Origin of the sequence: Streptomyces sp. NBC_00078, assembly GCF_026343335.1 — a bacterium.
GTDB lineage: Bacteria > Actinomycetota > Actinomycetes > Streptomycetales > Streptomycetaceae > Streptomyces.
On record NZ_JAPELX010000001.1, the window covers coordinates 8,608,740 to 8,624,441 of the forward strand.

At 71.9% G+C, this 15,702-nt stretch carries 15 protein-coding genes and 1 pseudogene; 10 read left to right on the forward strand and 6 right to left on the reverse strand.

Annotated features, from left to right (window positions below; translation table 11 throughout):
* Positions 1–46: 46 nt before the first annotated feature.
* The gene (locus OOK07_RS40045; RefSeq protein WP_266801505.1) at positions 47–1,318 is read right to left on the reverse strand and encodes an FUSC family protein; all 1,272 of its coding nucleotides are present in this window, start codon (positions 1,316–1,318) and stop codon (positions 47–49) included.
* A 120-nt stretch (positions 1,319–1,438) separates the two neighbouring features.
* Between OOK07_RS40045 and OOK07_RS40050 the strand changes: the two genes are divergently transcribed.
* Positions 1,439–2,044, forward strand: a complete 606-nt coding sequence (locus OOK07_RS40050; protein ID WP_266801506.1) for a TIGR03086 family metal-binding protein — start codon at positions 1,439–1,441, stop codon at positions 2,042–2,044.
* A gap of 467 nt (positions 2,045–2,511) precedes the next feature.
* Positions 2,512–3,414, forward strand: coding sequence for a DUF3626 domain-containing protein (locus OOK07_RS40055; protein ID WP_266801507.1), 903 nt, complete (start codon positions 2,512–2,514; stop codon positions 3,412–3,414).
* Here the strand turns inward: OOK07_RS40055 and OOK07_RS40060 are convergent.
* Together OOK07_RS40060 and OOK07_RS40065 are read right to left on the reverse strand one after the other, a co-directional pair.
* Entirely contained in the window at positions 3,366–3,944 is a 579-nt protein-coding gene (locus OOK07_RS40060) for a PAS domain-containing protein (protein WP_266802269.1), read from the reverse strand. The two genes, OOK07_RS40055 and OOK07_RS40060, sit on opposite strands and share 49 nt — an antisense overlap.
* Positions 3,945–4,142: 198 nt before the next feature.
* Entirely contained in the window at positions 4,143–5,786 is a 1,644-nt protein-coding gene (locus OOK07_RS40065) for a glycoside hydrolase family 13 protein (protein WP_266801508.1), read from the reverse strand.
* A gap of 337 nt (positions 5,787–6,123) precedes the next feature.
* On the opposite strand from OOK07_RS40065, the gene OOK07_RS40070 reads away from it, so the two are divergent.
* The 6 genes and pseudogenes from OOK07_RS40070 to OOK07_RS40095 all read left to right on the forward strand — a co-directional run bounded on the left by OOK07_RS40070 (position 6,124) and on the right by OOK07_RS40095 (position 10,885).
* Positions 6,124–7,149 (forward strand): LacI family DNA-binding transcriptional regulator, encoded by a 1,026-nt coding sequence (locus OOK07_RS40070; RefSeq protein ID WP_266802271.1) that lies wholly within the window; start codon positions 6,124–6,126, stop codon positions 7,147–7,149.
* Positions 7,150–7,413: 264 nt separating this feature from the next.
* On the forward strand, positions 7,414–7,755 hold the full coding sequence (locus OOK07_RS40075; protein ID WP_266801509.1) for a hypothetical protein: 342 nt from the start codon (positions 7,414–7,416) through the stop codon (positions 7,753–7,755).
* Positions 7,715–8,086: pseudogene (locus tag OOK07_RS40080) on the forward strand (reductase); the annotation flags it as partial. The gene OOK07_RS40075 and the pseudogene OOK07_RS40080, both read left to right, overlap by 41 nt.
* A gap of 23 nt (positions 8,087–8,109) precedes the next feature.
* Entirely contained in the window at positions 8,110–9,084 is a 975-nt protein-coding gene (locus OOK07_RS40085; RefSeq protein ID WP_266801510.1) for a phosphotransferase family protein, read from the forward strand.
* Positions 9,085–9,190: 106 nt separating this feature from the next.
* Positions 9,191–10,477 carry an ROK family transcriptional regulator gene (locus OOK07_RS40090; protein WP_266801511.1) on the forward strand — a complete coding sequence of 429 codons (1,287 nt, stop codon included), beginning with the start codon at positions 9,191–9,193 and terminating at the stop codon, positions 10,475–10,477.
* A 174-nt stretch (positions 10,478–10,651) separates the two neighbouring features.
* A complete protein-coding gene (locus OOK07_RS40095; RefSeq protein WP_266801512.1) occupies positions 10,652–10,885 on the forward strand; it encodes a hypothetical protein in 234 nt (77 codons plus the stop codon).
* A gap of 109 nt (positions 10,886–10,994) precedes the next feature.
* On the opposite strand, the gene OOK07_RS40100 is transcribed toward OOK07_RS40095, so the two are convergent.
* On the reverse strand, positions 10,995–12,023 hold the full coding sequence (locus OOK07_RS40100; RefSeq protein WP_266801513.1) for an SDR family oxidoreductase: 1,029 nt from the start codon (positions 12,021–12,023) through the stop codon (positions 10,995–10,997).
* A gap of 195 nt (positions 12,024–12,218) precedes the next feature.
* On the opposite strand from OOK07_RS40100, the gene OOK07_RS40105 reads away from it, so the two are divergent.
* Both OOK07_RS40105 and OOK07_RS40110 read left to right on the forward strand, forming a co-directional pair.
* The gene (locus tag OOK07_RS40105) at positions 12,219–13,049 is read left to right on the forward strand and encodes an alpha/beta fold hydrolase (RefSeq protein WP_266801515.1); all 831 of its coding nucleotides are present in this window, start codon (positions 12,219–12,221) and stop codon (positions 13,047–13,049) included.
* Between the two features lie 67 nt (positions 13,050–13,116).
* Complete coding sequence (locus OOK07_RS40110) at positions 13,117–13,773, forward strand: M15 family metallopeptidase (RefSeq protein ID WP_266801516.1); 657 nt, start codon at positions 13,117–13,119, stop codon at positions 13,771–13,773.
* On the opposite strand, the gene OOK07_RS40115 is transcribed toward OOK07_RS40110, so the two are convergent.
* Together OOK07_RS40115 and OOK07_RS40120 are read right to left on the reverse strand one after the other, a co-directional pair.
* The gene (locus OOK07_RS40115) at positions 13,770–14,729 is read right to left on the reverse strand and encodes an SDR family NAD(P)-dependent oxidoreductase (protein WP_266801517.1); all 960 of its coding nucleotides are present in this window, start codon (positions 14,727–14,729) and stop codon (positions 13,770–13,772) included. The two genes, OOK07_RS40110 and OOK07_RS40115, sit on opposite strands and share 4 nt — an antisense overlap.
* A 289-nt stretch (positions 14,730–15,018) precedes the next feature.
* On the reverse strand, positions 15,019–15,681 hold the full coding sequence (locus tag OOK07_RS40120) for an HAD family hydrolase (protein WP_266801518.1): 663 nt from the start codon (positions 15,679–15,681) through the stop codon (positions 15,019–15,021).
* Positions 15,682–15,702: the final 21 nt, after the last annotated feature.

The window sequence follows — 15,702 nt, forward strand, 5'->3', positions numbered from 1 at the left end:
CCCCATCGCCTCCGGTGCCGGAAACGTACGCCGCCCCGGCCCCTCGTCACTTGGAACGACGGGAGGTGTCGCTGCGGTTCCGGCGCAGCACGTCCGGAACACGCATCAGTCCGGAGTCGCGCAGCCCCTCCCGCAGCCTGGTCAGGCGCGGCATGCGCTCGCGCTGCTCGCGGGACGTGCGGTCCAGCTCCTCGAACAGGCGCCGCGAGCGGTGCTCGGTGTCCATCTCGTCGAGGATGCGGTTGACCTCGGTCAGCACGGCCCCGTACAGCTGCCAGGTACGGGCGTCCCGCTGTACGTCCTCCAGGAGCAGCTGCGCCAGTTTGTCGCGGGTGGCTGCGGCCTGCCGCAGCTCGGCGGCCAGCCGGGACTCCGCGGACTCGGCGCTCGCACTGACGTGGCTGGTGACCAGCACCGCGAAGCTGACCACGGCGTCGGCGATCTCGGACAGCAACCGTTCCACGGCGGCACCCGTCTGGGGCGCGAACAGCCGCTCGGGGTCACGTTCCTTGGCGAGGTCGGTGAAGGTCCGCGCCAGCACCCGCAGCACGACCGTGCAGATCTCCAGCGTGTCCAGACCCGTACGCAGCACCACCCGGTGCAGCAGGCCTTCACTCACGCGGGGATTGAGCCGAAGACTGTCCTCGGCCTGTCTGAGCGCCGCGTCCACCTCGACGATGTCGTGGTCGAGCCTGCGTGCCTCGTGCAGCCGCTCCGTCGCCCGCTCGACCGGCGTGCTGCCCGCCGCCTCCTCGCCCATGCGCAGCAACAGCTGCCGCACTCGGCGGGCCAGCCCCTCGATCGACTCGCCCGCCTCGTCCACCCAGACGGGCGGCGCGAGCAGCAGATTGCAGCCGAACCCGACGACCGCGCCGATCAGCGTCTCCACGATCCGCGCCCAGGCCGTGTCCCCGACGGTCGTGACCCCGAGCACCAGCATCGCGCTGATCGCCACCTCGGGCACGTACTCGTTGACCCGCACCAGACGCCCGACCACCAGCGAGGCCACGATGAGCAGGGCCAGACTCCACCAGGTCAGACCGACCAGCTGGCTGAAGGCGATGGCTACCAGGACGCCCGCAACGACGGCGTTCACCCGGCGGATCCCGTTGGTGAGCGTGGCGTACAGCGTGACCTGGACGACCAGCAGAGCGGTCAGCGGCGCCGTGAGCGGTGCGGATTCGGGGCTGAGACGGAGCGCGACGACGTAGGCAATGGTCGCGGCGACCGCCGACCGCAGCGTCTGCACGACCACCGGGTCCCGGCGCCGTTTCACCTGGAGCACCAGGAACGCCGTCCACTCACGTACCACTCGCATCTTCGGGCGTACTCCTTCCAGGGCGCATCCAGGTGTGGCCGAGCTGCCATTGAGGACCGTAACTGTCCGCAAGGAAGCCTAGATTGTTGGTGTCGGTCGAAGGGTGACAGGAGAGGAACAATGATGGAGAACACCCAGGGCATCGAGGTTCTCACGCGGGCGCACGACTATCTCGCCGAGGTGGTCGCCGCGGTGCCGCGCGCGGCGTGGGGAGCGCCGACGCCGTGCAGCGCGTGGACGGCCCGGCAGGTCCTCAACCACGCCCGGATCGACCAGCAGGCCTACGGCTTCGCGATCACCGGTGGCCGCCCGGCATCCGACCCCTTCGACCCAAAGGACGCCCTCGACGCGGATCCGGCGGCGGAACTCGACAAGGTGCTGCGCACGGTGGCGGACACGTATGCCGGCCTGCCCGCCGACGCCGAGCAGGTGCCGACGCCGCTCGGCCCGCTGCCCCTGCCGTTCGCGGCCGCGGCGGCCGCCATGGACGCGGCCGCGCACGCCTGGGACATCGCGGTCGCGACCGGCCAGGACCGGCCGCTGTCCGGGGAGCTGGCCGAGGGGATCTGGCCGGTGGCGGAGCGGCTCGTCGACCATCTCCGCGACTCCTACAAGGTGTTCGCGCCCGCGCTGGAGCCGGCGCAAGGCCACGACAGGGCTGAAGCGCTGCTCGCCTTCCTGGGCCGCGACCCGCACTGGGCGCCCGCGGGCGCCTCACGCATGTGAAGGTCCACAGTGCCGGCGCCTGAAGCTCGCGCGGCGCGGTGCGGCGATCAGGGCGGTCAGCGGACACGGCCACGACGAGCCCGGCGGCCGTCAGCACCCGCCCGCGAGCAGCCGACGCGTGCCCGGCCCACCGGCAGCATCGCCCACCGCCCACCCGGACGGTCCGGGCGATCCGGATGACGGTGTGCTCGCTCCCGCTCACGATGTCCCGATCCCTCGTCACCGGGTGGTGGCTGTACGCCAGGTCCCGGGCGGTGACGGGCACCGGCCCGTCGTCCGCGGTCAGCTCCGCCTCCGCGAACCAGCGGGCCGGGGTGGCCGGCCGACCTCTGATCCCGCGGCAGGCGTTCGCGCCGGCGACAAATGAGTTGCGGATGTCCTGCCTGGTGAGCGATCTCTTGGGGGGAGGCTCCGGCCCCAGGGGCTCGCGCCCGTCGGAAACCAAGAAACCCGTGGAGGGAAGCCCGGTGGATTTCGCACATGCCCGGACGCCGTGGGCCCGCGCGGCGCTGCGTCACGTAGCTGCCCGCTCCACGGGCCCGGCCGTCGGCCCGGACCTGCGGATCACGCTGAACTTCCACCCCGACCGGCTCATCGGCGGGCTGCCCATCCTCCGGGCACTGGCCCAGGACGGCGCCTACCACTCCCAGTTCGTCACCGGCACCAGCAACGGCGGCCTCACCGCACACCCCGGCGGCGACCGCCGGCGCTGGGAGACCCGGATCTTCGGCGGTGCCTACGACGCCGCGGACCCTCACGACCGGCCCGTGTACGGCGCGCTCGACTTCCGGCGCCAAGTGGTCGGCGCGGCACCGCGGTTCGGCTCCTCGCACTTCCGGCTCGGCGCGGACGCCGTGGCCCGCGCCACCTTCTGCTACCCGGACAGCGCGGCCGAACCCACCGACTTCGGGGTCGCCGCGAGCATGTCGCTCATCGCCCTCGCCGAGGCCGACGAGCAGGACGCCCTCAACGACTACATCGAGGCCCAGGTCCACGGGGGCGTCCTCCTCGCCGAGCACGTGGAGGCGCTCGTCCTGGACGAGAGCTACCGCGGGACGTCGGTCGAGGCCGTGGCGCGTCTCCTGCCCTGCACCGTCGAGTGGCACTCCGGCTACCGGCTCACCGTGCCGCAGCTGCGGCGCCACGCGGACTACCGGGGCCAGGAGTACGTGGAGCTGGGCGCCCGGATCGCCGAGGACGGGCACCTGGACCCGCGGATCATCGGGGACGCGGCCCGCACCGGCCGCCATGCGCCGCAGGACCTGAAGATGGTGTGGCACACGCTCGCCCGCTTCGGCGCACCCGAGGGAGCGGGCACCGCCTATCTGCCGGGCGGCCACACTCCGGGCGTGAGAACTCCCAGCGCGTAGGCCCGGGCGACCAGTTCGGTGCGGTTCGACGCGCCCCAGCGTGCCGACAGCCGCCGCAGGTGATACGTGACGCCGTCCGTGCTGAGGCCGGTCTCCTTGGCGGCCCTGGCCGTGGTGGCACCTGCGGCGAGCAGCGCCAGGATGCGGACCTCCACCGGTGCGACGGGCGCCGGTGCGTCCGGGAGCGGCTCGGCGCGTTCGCCCTGCACACGCAGCATCACCAGCAGGGCGGGCGTGTCCTCCACTGTGTCGCTCACCGGATCGGCCGTCAGCTCACCGAGCCGTTCGGTGCCGCCCGGCCCCTCCCACCGCACCGACACCTCATACCGCGACCGGTGTCGCAGCCGCAGCGCCTGCACGATCCGCTCCACCTGCGTCGTCTCCTGCGGCCGGAACAGCTCCAGCACGGCACGGCCGCGCAGCCGCCCCGGGGCCGTACCGCACTCGGCCGCCATCGCGGGATTGGCGAGCAGGACCACTCCGTACACATCGCACACGGCGACGGGCACGGAGACGCGGTCGAAGAGCATGAGGGCGCGATTGCGCCACACCACGGCTTCCCGGGCCGGCCTCTTCCACCCACACCTCCTGCCGTCCTGCGCGAGGGAACGCGCACTGCGTGCACCACACAATCATGCGGCGAGGGCCGGTGGTGAATTCCCGGACGGTGGTGGCGGGGAGGCCCGACCGGGCGGCAGACCGTCCTGACCTCCCCGTACGGCGAGCCGCTACACCGCGAGCCAGACCGCGTGGTCCGGTGCCAGCAGACCGTCCCGCACGGGTCCGGAGGCCAGCAGAACCGAGGAGTGCTGGGGCAGCCGATACGCCTCGGCCGACAGGTTCACCACGCACACGAAGCCGGGGTCGCGTCCGAAGGCGAGGATCGCGGCGGGGGAGTCGAGCCAGGTCAGGCTGCCGTCTCCGAGGGCGGGATGCTCGCGGCGCACACGCAGGGCGCTGCGGTACAGCTCCAGCGTCGAGTTCTCCGCGCCGGTCTGCTCGGCCACCCCGCAGCCGGCCCACTCGGCCGGCTGCGGCAGCCAGGGCGCGGCTTCGCTGCCCTCGGGGCTGAAGCCGTACGGCGCGCTCGTCCCCGACCACGGGATCGGCACCCGGCAGCCGTCGCGCCCGCGGTCGGTGTGCCCGGACCGCTCCCAGACCGGGTCCTGCAGCACCGCCTCGGGCAGGTCCTCGACCTCGGGCAGCCCGAGCTCCTCGCCCTGGTAGACATACGCGCCGCCGGGCAGGGCGAGCATCAGCAGGGCCGCCGCACGGGCCCGCCGCGTGCCCAGGTCCAGATCCAGGGGGCCTTCGGGCCGGTAGGTCTCGCCCGCCGTCCACCGCTTCACCACCTTGCGGCCGTACCGGCTGGGGTGGCGCATCACGTCGTGGTTGGACAGCACCCAGGTGGCCGGCGCGCCCACCGCGCCGAGCATGGCGAGGGAGTCGTCGATGACGGCACGCAGGTCCTTCGCCTCCCAACTGGACATCAGGAAGTCGAAGTTGAACGCCGTGTGCAGGCCGTCCGGGCGGACGTATGCGGCGAGTCGCTCCGGGGTGTCCGCCCAGGCCTCGGCGACGAACGAGCGGTCACCCGGGAACTCGTCCGCCACCCGGCGCCACGCGCGGTAGATGTCATGCACCTCGTCCCGGTCCCAGTGCGGATGGTCGACGTGCCTGCGGGGCCCCTCGGGCGCCACTTCCGGGCGGGGCGGCAGGTCCGGCAGCTCGGGGTGCTTGACGAGACCGTGCGCGACGTCGATACGGAATCCGTCCACGCCCCGGCTGAACCAGAAGCGCAGGACCGACTCGAACTCCGCCCGCACGTCCGGGTGTTCCCAGTCGAGGTCCGGCTGCTCGGGGGCGAAGAGATGCAGGTACCACTCGCCGTCGGGCAACCGTGTCCAGGCCGGCCCGCCGAAGCAGGACACCCAGTCGTTGGGCGGCTCGGCGCCGCCGGGCCCGCGGCCGGGCCGGAAGACGTAGCGCCCGCGCTCGGGGCTGCCGGGCCCGGCAGCCAGCGCGGCCCGGAACCAGGCGTGCCGGTCGGAGGTGTGGTTGGGCACGATGTCGGGGATGACACGGATCCCGTGCGCGTGCGCCTCCTCGATGAGCTGCTCCGCCTCGGCGACGGTGCCGAACAGCGGGTCGATCTCCCGGAAGTCGGCGACGTCGTAACCGTGGTCGGCCATCGGTGACCTGTACCAGGGGTTGATCCAGATCGCGTCCACGCCGAGCCACTTGAGATACGGCAGCCGGGAGCGGATGCCGGCGATGTCGCCGACGCCGTCCCCGTTCCCGTCGGCGAAACTGCGGATGTAGACCTGGTAGATGACGGCGTCGCGCCACCAAGGTGCGGTGCTGGTGGACATGGTGGTGTCTACTCCTCGTGTTTCAGTGGGAATACGCGGGACGAACGGGCTACTTCGCCGCGCCGGCGTGAGACCGGAGCCGAGGTCATGGCTGCGCTGTCATGATGCTTGCAATGGTGATTGCGCAGTTCAGAGCATTTGATGACTACCCTCGGGGGGAAACTTCAATGCATCTATCACCTCGGTGAGACAACGCTTGCAAACTAGGAGCAAGGCCGAGGGACCGTCAATGCGTTACGTGGCGGTAGTTCCCTGACAGCGCTGTCATCAGACCGGGTGGACGAGCGGACGCTTGTGCTAGCGTCCGCCCATGCCAGATGCTCAACGGCACCCCACGATGGCCGATGTCGCCGAACGGGCCGGGGTCTCCGCATCCACCGTCTCACGCACCCTGCGGGGGCTGTCGAACGTGTCGCCGGATGTCCGTGTGAGGGTCGAACAGGCCGCGCGCGAGCTGAACTTCGCGATCTCCCGGCACGCCTCCAGCCTGGTGACCGGCAGGACGGGCGTCGTCGCGGTGCTCGTACCCACGCTCAATTCGTGGTTCATGGGCTCGGCCCTGTCCAGCCTGGGCCCGCTGCTGCGGGCGGCGGGCCTGGAGCTGGCCGTCTACGTGGTACCCGACCTCGCCGAACGCGCCTCGTTCTTCGAGCAGTTGCCGGCCCGGCGCAACGCCGACGCGCTGCTGGTGTTCTCCTTCGACCTCACCGACGAGGAGAGCGCCCGCCTCGACGACCTCGGCATGCCCGTCATCTACGTCAGCCAGCACGCCGACGAGCGGCCGAGCGTGTACGTCGACGACGTGGCCGGAGCGCGCCACGGCACCCGGCACCTGCTGAACCTCGGACACCGCCGGATCGCCTTCGTCCAGACGGTCGGCGCCACCGGCTTCTCCTTCAGCTCGCACGAGCGGCTGCTCGGCTACCAGCAGGCACTCACCGAGGCGGACGTCCCCTTCGACGACTCCCTCGTCGTGGCCACTCCGTTCCCCTACAAGCGCGGTGTCACGGAAGCGCTCGGGAAACTGCTCAGCCTGCGCGAGCCGCCCACCGCGGTCTTCGCCGAGCAGGACGAACTCGCCGCCTCCGTCATCTGGACACTGCGCAAGTCCAGGGTCGAGGTCCCCGAGCGGATGTCCGTCCTCGGCTTCGACGACCAGCCGGTGGCCGAGTGGTTCGATCTGTCGACGGTCGCCCAGTCGCCCTCGGACATGGGCCGCGTGGTCGGCGAACTGGCCCTGGAACTGATCAACGACCCCGACGCCGACCCCAGGCGGCACGTCGTCCTGCCGACACATCTCATCCCGCGGGCCACCACCGCGCCGGCCCCCGGACAGGTCACCGACCTCGCGAACCGTGGGTGACTCTCAGGTCGGGGGCTTGCGCAAGCCCCCGCGGGCACTCTTGACTACACGATCGTGTAGTCCCGTGGCGCCGGTGGCCGGGCCCGCTCGACCACCCTTGATCGCAGTACTCCCGTACCGCGAAAGGCAGTTGTCGCGCCATGCCCCCCACCGCGCTGCACCCCCGCACCGCAGACACCCTCCCCGCCCTCCCCGTCGTCGACATCACCGACACCGGGCCCGGCCGCACCCCCATCCAGCAGGTGATGCGCCTCATGCGCGAGCATGGACCGGTTCACCCTGACGCTCGCTCCGCGCACGTCCGCCGACCGCGCACACGGCGTCCTCCCCGGCACTCCGCCCGCCCAGGCCGAGCAGAACCCCGACTCCCACACCCTCCCCGCCCGGGTCCGCCCCGGCACCGGCGTCCTCTTCCTGCACGGCAGCAACTACGGAACCTGCCGTGAGTTCGCCGCCCAACTCGCCGACGAGGCAGCCGAGTTCGGTTGCGCCACCGAGGTCGCACCGCTGGACGCGTACGTCGGAGGCCTGCCCACGGACCGGCCCGTCGTCATCACCGCCGCCTGGAGCCGAACTCGCCCCCGCACTCTGCTATTTCGGCTGTGACGCACCGGACGCCGACTTCCTGCACGCCGGGGAGCTGCGTGCCGCCGAGGCCGCCGGAGCCGTCTCGTTGCGCCCGGCGTTCAGCACCGCGGGCACGTTCGTCCAGCACCGCGTCGCCGCCGAGGCCGACGAGGTGTGGGCGCTGCTCGGCGCCGGGGCCCGGGTGTACGTCTGCGGCGACGGTTCGCGAATGGCGCCCGGAGTGCGGGACGCGTTTCGTACGCTGTACCGGGACCGTGCGCCGGACGCGGACGGCCCGGCGGCCGATGCCTGGCTGGACGGACTGATCGCGGACGGGCGTTACATCGAGGACGTGTACGCGGCCGGCTGACCGAGGTGAGGGGTAGGCGCACGGTGGTGGACTCCTGGGAACGAGCCCGACGCATCCTGGAGGGCTCGCAGATACCTCCCGACCGTCTCATGCACCTGCGCCCCCTCAGCGGCGGCACCTACAACGCCGTCGAGGAGCTGCGGCTCACCGACGGCAGCCGCTATGTGCTCAAGGTCGCGCCGGACGCCCCGGGGCTGCGCTACGAGAGCGGCCTGCTGCTTTCGGAGGCCGAGTTCTACCGTGGCGCCGCCGAGGCCGGCGTACCGGCCCCGCGGGTGGTGGCCGTCGGCGGCGACGGCGCGGCACGTCATCTGCTGATGACGGCCTGCCCGGGCGAACCGTGGGACGACTCGGTCACAGAGGCCCAACAGGTGCCCCTGCGTATGGAGTTGGGCCGCCAGGTGGCCCGCCTGCACCGTGTGAGAGGGCCGGGCTTCGGCTATCCGTCCGGGGCGCTCGGCCCGCTCGCCGACGACTGGCGCACCGCGTTCACCGCCATTCTGGACGCCGTGCTGGACGACGCGCGCGACCACCGGGCCCGCCTGCCCCGCCCCGCCGACGACGTGGCCCGCACCGTCCGGCACGCCTGCCCCGCGCTCGACGCCGTCACCGTCCCGAACCTCGTCCACTTCGACCTGTGGAGGGGCAACATCCTGGTGGACCGCGCGGCGGGGGAGCCCCGCATCGGCGGACTCATCGACGGCGAGCGCATGTTCTGGGGCGACCCGCTGGCCGACTTCGTCTCGCTCGCGCTGCTCGGGGACATCAAGAAGGACGAGGCGTTCCTGGCGGGCTACCGGGAGGCCGGCGGACGCGCCGTGTTCGACACTCCGGCCCTTCTCCGCCTCGCCCTCTACCGCACCTACCTCTACCTGATCATGCTCACCGAGACGATCCCGCGGGGGAGCGGCGCGGAACACGGCCGCTGGGTCCAGGAAGTCGTCGCCCCGGAACTGGTCGCAGCCCTCGACGAGATCGAGGAGCTGGCCGCGCCTTAGCTCACAGCGTCTTAGCTCATATCGTGAACTAAGGGTTGGAGGAATATCGCGCCAGGCCTGAACTCAGAGGTATGTTGCAGGTCGAACAGGGTGCGGAGGGAGCCACATGGCTACGGGGCGGAACGGGCGAACGGTACGCGACCTCAGGCGGGCCAACCGCACGGCCGTGCTGCAGCGGCTCTACTTCGACGGCCCCCTCAGCCGCTTCGAGCTCGGCCCGGCGACCGGGCTCAGCTCCGGCTCGGTGAGCAACGTCGTGGCGGACCTGGTCGCGGACGGCCTTCTCGAGGAGGCCGGCAGCGTCGACTCCGACGGTGGCCGCCCCCGCACCCTGCTGCGCATGGCGCCCGCCAGCGGCCACATGATCGGCGTCGACGTCGGCGAGACCCGGGTGCGGATCGAGCTGTTCGACCTGACCCTCACCGAACTCGCCCGCGCCGAGCGCCCGCTGGAGGCGCAGCGCTACGAGGTCGAGGTCATCGTCGGCCACATCCGCGACGGCATCGCAGAGGTGCTCACGGGCGCCGGTATCGCCCCCGAGCAGCTCCTCGGCGTCGGCATCGGCGTCCCGGGCATCGTGGAACGCACCTCGGACCGCGGCGCTGTCGTACACGGGCAGACCATCGGCTGGGACGCCGTCCCGCTGGAAGACCTGCTCCGTTCCACCTCCCAACTGCCGGACACCGTCGCGTACTTCATCGACAACGGCGCGAAGACCCTCGGTCAGGCCGAGATGTGGTTCGGCGGCGGCCGCGGCGCGCGCAACGCGGTCGTCGTCCTGTTCGGCTCCGGAGTGGGCGCCTGCCTCGTCACCCCCGAGGTGGAGCACGGCCGGGCCGTCGAGTGGGGACATCTGACCGTGAGGGTCAGAGGGCGCCGCTGCCGGTGCGGTGCGCTCGGCTGCCTGGAGGCGTACGCAGGGGCGGAGTCCCTGCTGGAGCGGTGGCGAGAGGAGGGCGGGCGCCCGCCCGAGGGCGTCGACGAGGAGACCGCGCTGACCGCGATGCTGGCCGCGGCGTATCCCTCCGGGGGCGGGGCGGCGGACGCGGGGGCGCTTGCCGTACTGGAGGAGACCGCCGAGTACCTGGGCGCCGGGCTGTCCGACCTGATCAATCTGTTCCAGCCCGAGCGGATTCTCATCGGGGGGTGGGCGGGGCTTCAGCTGGGGGCGCGGTTCCTGCCCGCCGTGCGTCGGCACGCGGCGTCGTACGCCCTGCGTCACCCGGCCGAGAAGGTCACCATCGACCTTGGTCGTCTCGGGCCGGACGCGGTCACGGTCGGTACGGCGATCTTGCCTCTGGCTGACTTCTTTGCGCGGGGCGGGCGGCGGCCCGAACCGGCGCCCGCGGGGCCGGCGCCCGCCTGGCAGACGGCGCTGGAGGAGCGACGCTGAGAGCGCCGCCGGGGCCGGCGGTCGTCCACGGCTGCGAGGGGGCTTGTCGTGCAGTTCCCCGCGCCCCTCACAAGCGTGGCGCTGCCGGACCGTGAGTCCACGGCGACCTCCAGGTTTCGGCCGTCGTCCCGGGAGGTACTCGCGTGTCGCTCGACAACGCGAAGGGAGTGCTCCGTGGCCGATCGGCGTCATACAGGCCAGGACGGTGAGCCCGTGCCGCGGGATCTGCCGGACCAGCAGGTCCGCAAGGGCGAGGATCCACTGGACATACCGCTCCCGGAGGCACGAGAGGACGAGGCCGGCACCGGCGTCCCGGACACGGACGAGGCCGGCACCGGCCGTGAGGGCGGCCCCCGCCCCGCCACCGTGCACCCCGAGCATCCCGATCCGGACGAGTCCTCCGCCTGACGGTGACAGCGAGCCATCACAGGAAGACCGACTCGCCGAGGCCGGGTAGCCGGCGGGGCGGGTCTCGCGCCGAGAGCGCCGAGAACGGCTTGCACGAGGGGCAGGGAGGTCAGCCCACCTTGTGCCCCTGCATCGGATCAGTGGCCGCTCCCTCGCCCCGCTGCATACCCTGAAGGAACTCCTCCAGCACGTTGTCGGCCGAGTGCTCCGGGTGCCAGTCCAGCTCGGTACGCGCGCGTGTGCAGTCCATCAGTGGTAGGCGCAGGACCGCGTCGAACAGATGCGGCGAGGCAGGCAGCAGATGCAGACCCCAGGCGGCGGCGATCGCCGAGCGGGCCGCGGCGCGGGGGAGCCGGACCGGGCGCGTGCCCAGCATCCGGCCGAGCAGTTCCGCGTCGACGGCGGGTTCCGCCGCCAGGTTGAACGCCCCACGGGCCTCGGAGCCCAGCGCGAGCACATAGGCCCTGGCCGCGTCGTCGGTGTGCAGCGCCTGTACCCGCAGACCGGGGATGTCGGGCAGGAAGGGCAGCAGCTCCGGACGTGCCAGCGGGCCCGGCAGGAAGCGGCCGCCGAAGATCCGGCGCTGTTCGCTCGCCGACTCCCGCTTGAAGAGGAACGCGGGCCGCATGCGCACCACCCGCACCTCGGGATGTTCGCGTTCGAACGTGTCCAGGGCACGCTCCAGATAGGCCTTCTCGCGGCAGTACGCGGCGTCCGGCCAGCCGTGCGTCGGCCATGACTCGTCCACCGCGCGATACTTCGGCCCCGGTGAGTAGGCGCCCACCGACGACGCGTGCACCAGCGTCGGCACCCCGGCCGCCGCCACCGCGTCGAAGACCCGGATGCCTCCGAGGACGTTCGTGCGCCAGGTGGCCGCCGGATCATGCGTCGGCTGGAACGCCCACGCCAGATGGATCACCGCGTCGGCATCCGCGAACTCCCCGGCCAGATCGGCCTGTTGGGACGCCAGGTCGACGGCGGACCACTCCGTCCCGGCGGGCGACCAGTCGGGGATCCGCCGGGCCAGCCCCAGCACGGAACCGACCTGCGAATCCTCCGAGAGAAGACGCACCACGCTGGTGCCGACATTGCCGGTCGCCCCGGTGACAACGATCCTGCTGCCCGTTGTGCTGTTCACTTTCGGCTCCTTCCGGTTCGGCTCCTTCCGGCCGCTCCACTGGAGAGGAGTGACCGGGTACCCGTCCCGCGCGGATTCACCTGCCGTCCACCGACGGCTTCGGACCTCCATGACGTCGGAGGTAATCGACCCCCGCGGCGGCTCCCGGAACCATGAAGGACAGCGCCATTCCACCGGATCGCAGGAGGACGTCCCATGCCTTGCTTCGCCAGCCCCGCCGACGGCACACAGCTGCACTACGTCGACTACGGCCCGGCCGACGGCCCGGTGGCCGTCTTCGTCAACAGCGCCTACTTGGGATCGGAGATGTGGGAGTTCCAGATGCCGCCGCTGGCGGCGCAGGGCTATCGCTGCGTGAGCCTGGACCGGCGGGGGCACGGGCGCTCCGAGGACGTGTGGAACGGCTTCGACCTCGACACCCTCGCGGACGACCTGCACGGACTTCTCGATCACCTGGACCTGCGCGAGGCCACCCTGGTCGGTCACTCGATGGGCACGGTGGAGATCACCCGCTGCCTCACCAGGCACGGCGCGGGGCGGGTGGCACGCGTCGCCTTCGTCGCCGGTATCGCCCCGGGAATGGTGCGCACCGCCGACAACCCGGGCGGCCTGGACCAGGCCGCGGTGCGGGCCGCCAACGAGGAGTGCCGACGCGACCGGGCGGAGTTCTTCCAGAACGGTGCCCCGGGCTTCTTCGCCGTGGACCGGCCCGGCAACGACGTGTCACCGGCGTATGTGCGGTACTTCGTCGAGCGCGCCCAGCTCTCCACACCGCACTCCACCGCCGCCGTACAGGAACTGGTCGCGGTCGTGGACGTCGCCCCCGAACTGCCGGGGCTCGATCTGCCGGCACTGGTCGTCCACGGCACGCACGACGCCTCGGCCCCTCTGGAGCTGACCGGACAGCGCGCGGCCCGGCTGATGCCGGACGCCACGCTGAAGGTCTACGAGAACGCAGGCCACGGTCTCTTCGTCACCCACGCCGACCAACTCAGCGCCGACCTGCGCGAGTTCATGAAACGCTGAGGGTCCTGTGCGGTGTCCTGAGGGCAGCCGGGAGATGATCAGGGCGTGATGAGGACATGATCAGGTCATGAGCGAGATCATCCTGATGTCCGACGCCCGGGTCGCCGCCGTCCCCGTGGAGGAGAGCGGTGAGCCCCTCGTCGACGTGCGACAGGCGCTGCTGGTCGACGACCGCAAGCACAAGGACTCCCACGGCGCGGAGGTCCACCTGCGCCAGGGCGTTCTGGACCGTCTCCTCGCCGCGCAGGCGCGGTTGCCCGACGGCCTGCGCCTGCTCTTCGTGGAGGGATACCGGCCACCGGCCCTGCAGCGCCACTACTTCGAGCGGTACGCCGCCGAACTGCGCGCCGCACACCCGCGGTGGCCGGCCGACAGCATCCTCACCGCCGCCAGCCGCTACGTCTCCCCGCCCGGGGTCGCCCCGCACAGCGCGGGCGCGGCGGTCGACCTCACCCTCGCCGACGCCGCCGGCCGCGAACTCGACCTGGGCACCCCGATGAACGCCGATCCGGAGCAGAGCGACGGCGCCTGTTGCACGGACGCCATCGGCATCACCGCCGAGGCCCGTGCGCACCGCGCGGTGCTGGGGGAGGCCCTCGGCGCGGCCGGTCTGGTCAACTACCCCACCGAGTGGTGGCACTGGTCGTACGGAGACCGGTACTGGGCCCTGGCGACGGGTGCTCCCGCCGCCGTGTACGGGCCCACGGGGCTCGACAACTCCTAGCCTGCGAAGGCGTTCACGCCCGTCAGCCGTGCGGACAGCTCCCACAGGCGGGCGGCCTGCTCCGGGTCGATCGCCCACTCCTTGACACCGGTCGACCCGCCGTCCACCGCGATGTCGGCGACGTCGCAGTCCTCCAGGTAGACGCCGCCGAGGCCGTCCAGCTGCGGCGAGGTCGCCGCCCACACCTGGGTGGCCGCGCCCTGCGGAGGGGTCTTGAAGCCCTCGGGGTTGAGCACGGTGCCGTCCTCGTCGATCCAGCCGCGCTCGATCATCTCCTGCTTGGGGATGTGCCGTTGGAGGGGCGTGATGATGCCGCCGGGGTGCAGCGAGAAGGCGCGGACACCCGCCTCGCGGGCGAGCTTGTCGAGGTGGACGGCGAAGAGGACGTTCGCGGTCTTGGCCTGGCCGTAGGCCTGCCACTTGTCGTAGCCCTGCCGCCAGTCGACGTCGTCCCAGCGCATGCCGGAGAAGTGGTGGGCGCGGGAGGACACGGCGACGACCCGGGCACCGCCGGGCGCGATCGCCGGCCACAGGCGGTTGACCAGGGCGAAGTGGCCGAGGTGGTTGGTGGCGAACTGCGCCTCCCAGCCGGGCCCCACCCGGGTCTCCGGGCACGCCATGATGCCGGCGTTGTCGATCACGATGTCGATGGTCCGCCCGGAGGCGAGGAACCGCTCGGCGAAGCCGCGCACACTCTCCAGGTCACCGAGGTCCAGCTCGTCCACCTCGACGCCGCCGAGGCCGGACAGCGCCTCCTCGGCGGTGGCCCGGCGCCGGGCGGGGACGACGACATGGGCGCCCGCCTTGGTGAGCGCGCGGGTGGTCTCCAGACCGAGGCCTGAGTAGCCGCCGGTCACGACGGCCAGCCGGCCGGTCAGGTCGATGCCGTGCAGGACGTCCTCGGCGGTGCTCTTGGCACCGAAGCCGGATCCGATGTTGTGCTGTGCAGTGATCATGCCGGGAACGCTACGTATTGGAGCGCTCTCGAAGTCAAGCGGACCCTGCGGCCGTGCGGGCGGAGAAGAGCCCCGACCGGACGGGGGAATCTCGGTCGGGGCAGTCAGGGTGTGGGCGCGGATGGCGGTCGCCTCTCGGCGAAAGGCTCCACAGGGCTTCAGCCGAACGATCGTCCCTGTGGGCAAAAGGTGAGGCCCGGGGACACTGTCCCATCCGCACCCACGTGTTGTTCAACGGACAACCTCTCGCGGGTGTTCCTCTTCCCGCCCGGTTACGGGGTGATGTGCGTCACCGCTGCCGCAGGGGACTGTCCGCCAGGTTCGCCAGGAGGTGCGCGGGGCCGTCGTACACGGTCCGAGCCCCGGCCTCCTCCAGGTCCGCGCGCGGAATCCCGCCGCACAGCACTCCCACGCAGTGCACCCCCGCCCGGCTGCCCGCCTGCATGTCCCACACCGTGTCGCCGACGAAGACCGCCCGGTCCGCGGGCACGCCGGCCAACTTCAGGGCGTGCTCGACGGGTTCGGGCGCCGGTTTGCCCTCCTCGACGTCGTCGGCGCTCGCGGTGGCGGTGATCGCGTCGTCGGCGGAGATGGCGCGGCGCAGCGCGGACAGCTCGGGGCCGCCGGCGGACGTGGCGAGAACCACCGTCCAGCCGTCGTGGTCGAGGCGCCGCAGCAGCCGCCCGGCGTCCTGCAACGCGGGCAGCCGCGCGAAGTACTGGCCGTACAACGCCTTGTGCGCGGCACTGAGTTCGGCGTCCTGGTCCGTGTCGCGGTCGTCGCCGAGCAGATGGGCGACGAGATCGTCGGAGCCGAGCCCGACGGCCCGGTGGATGGCGTGCATCGGCACTGTGTGGCCCGCCTGGCGGAATGCCTCCCACCAGGTCACCACGTGGAGGTGGTTGGTGTCGACGAGGGTCCCGTCGACATCGAACACGGCCGCCCGTTCCATACGTGCTCCCTTGCTCTTCGG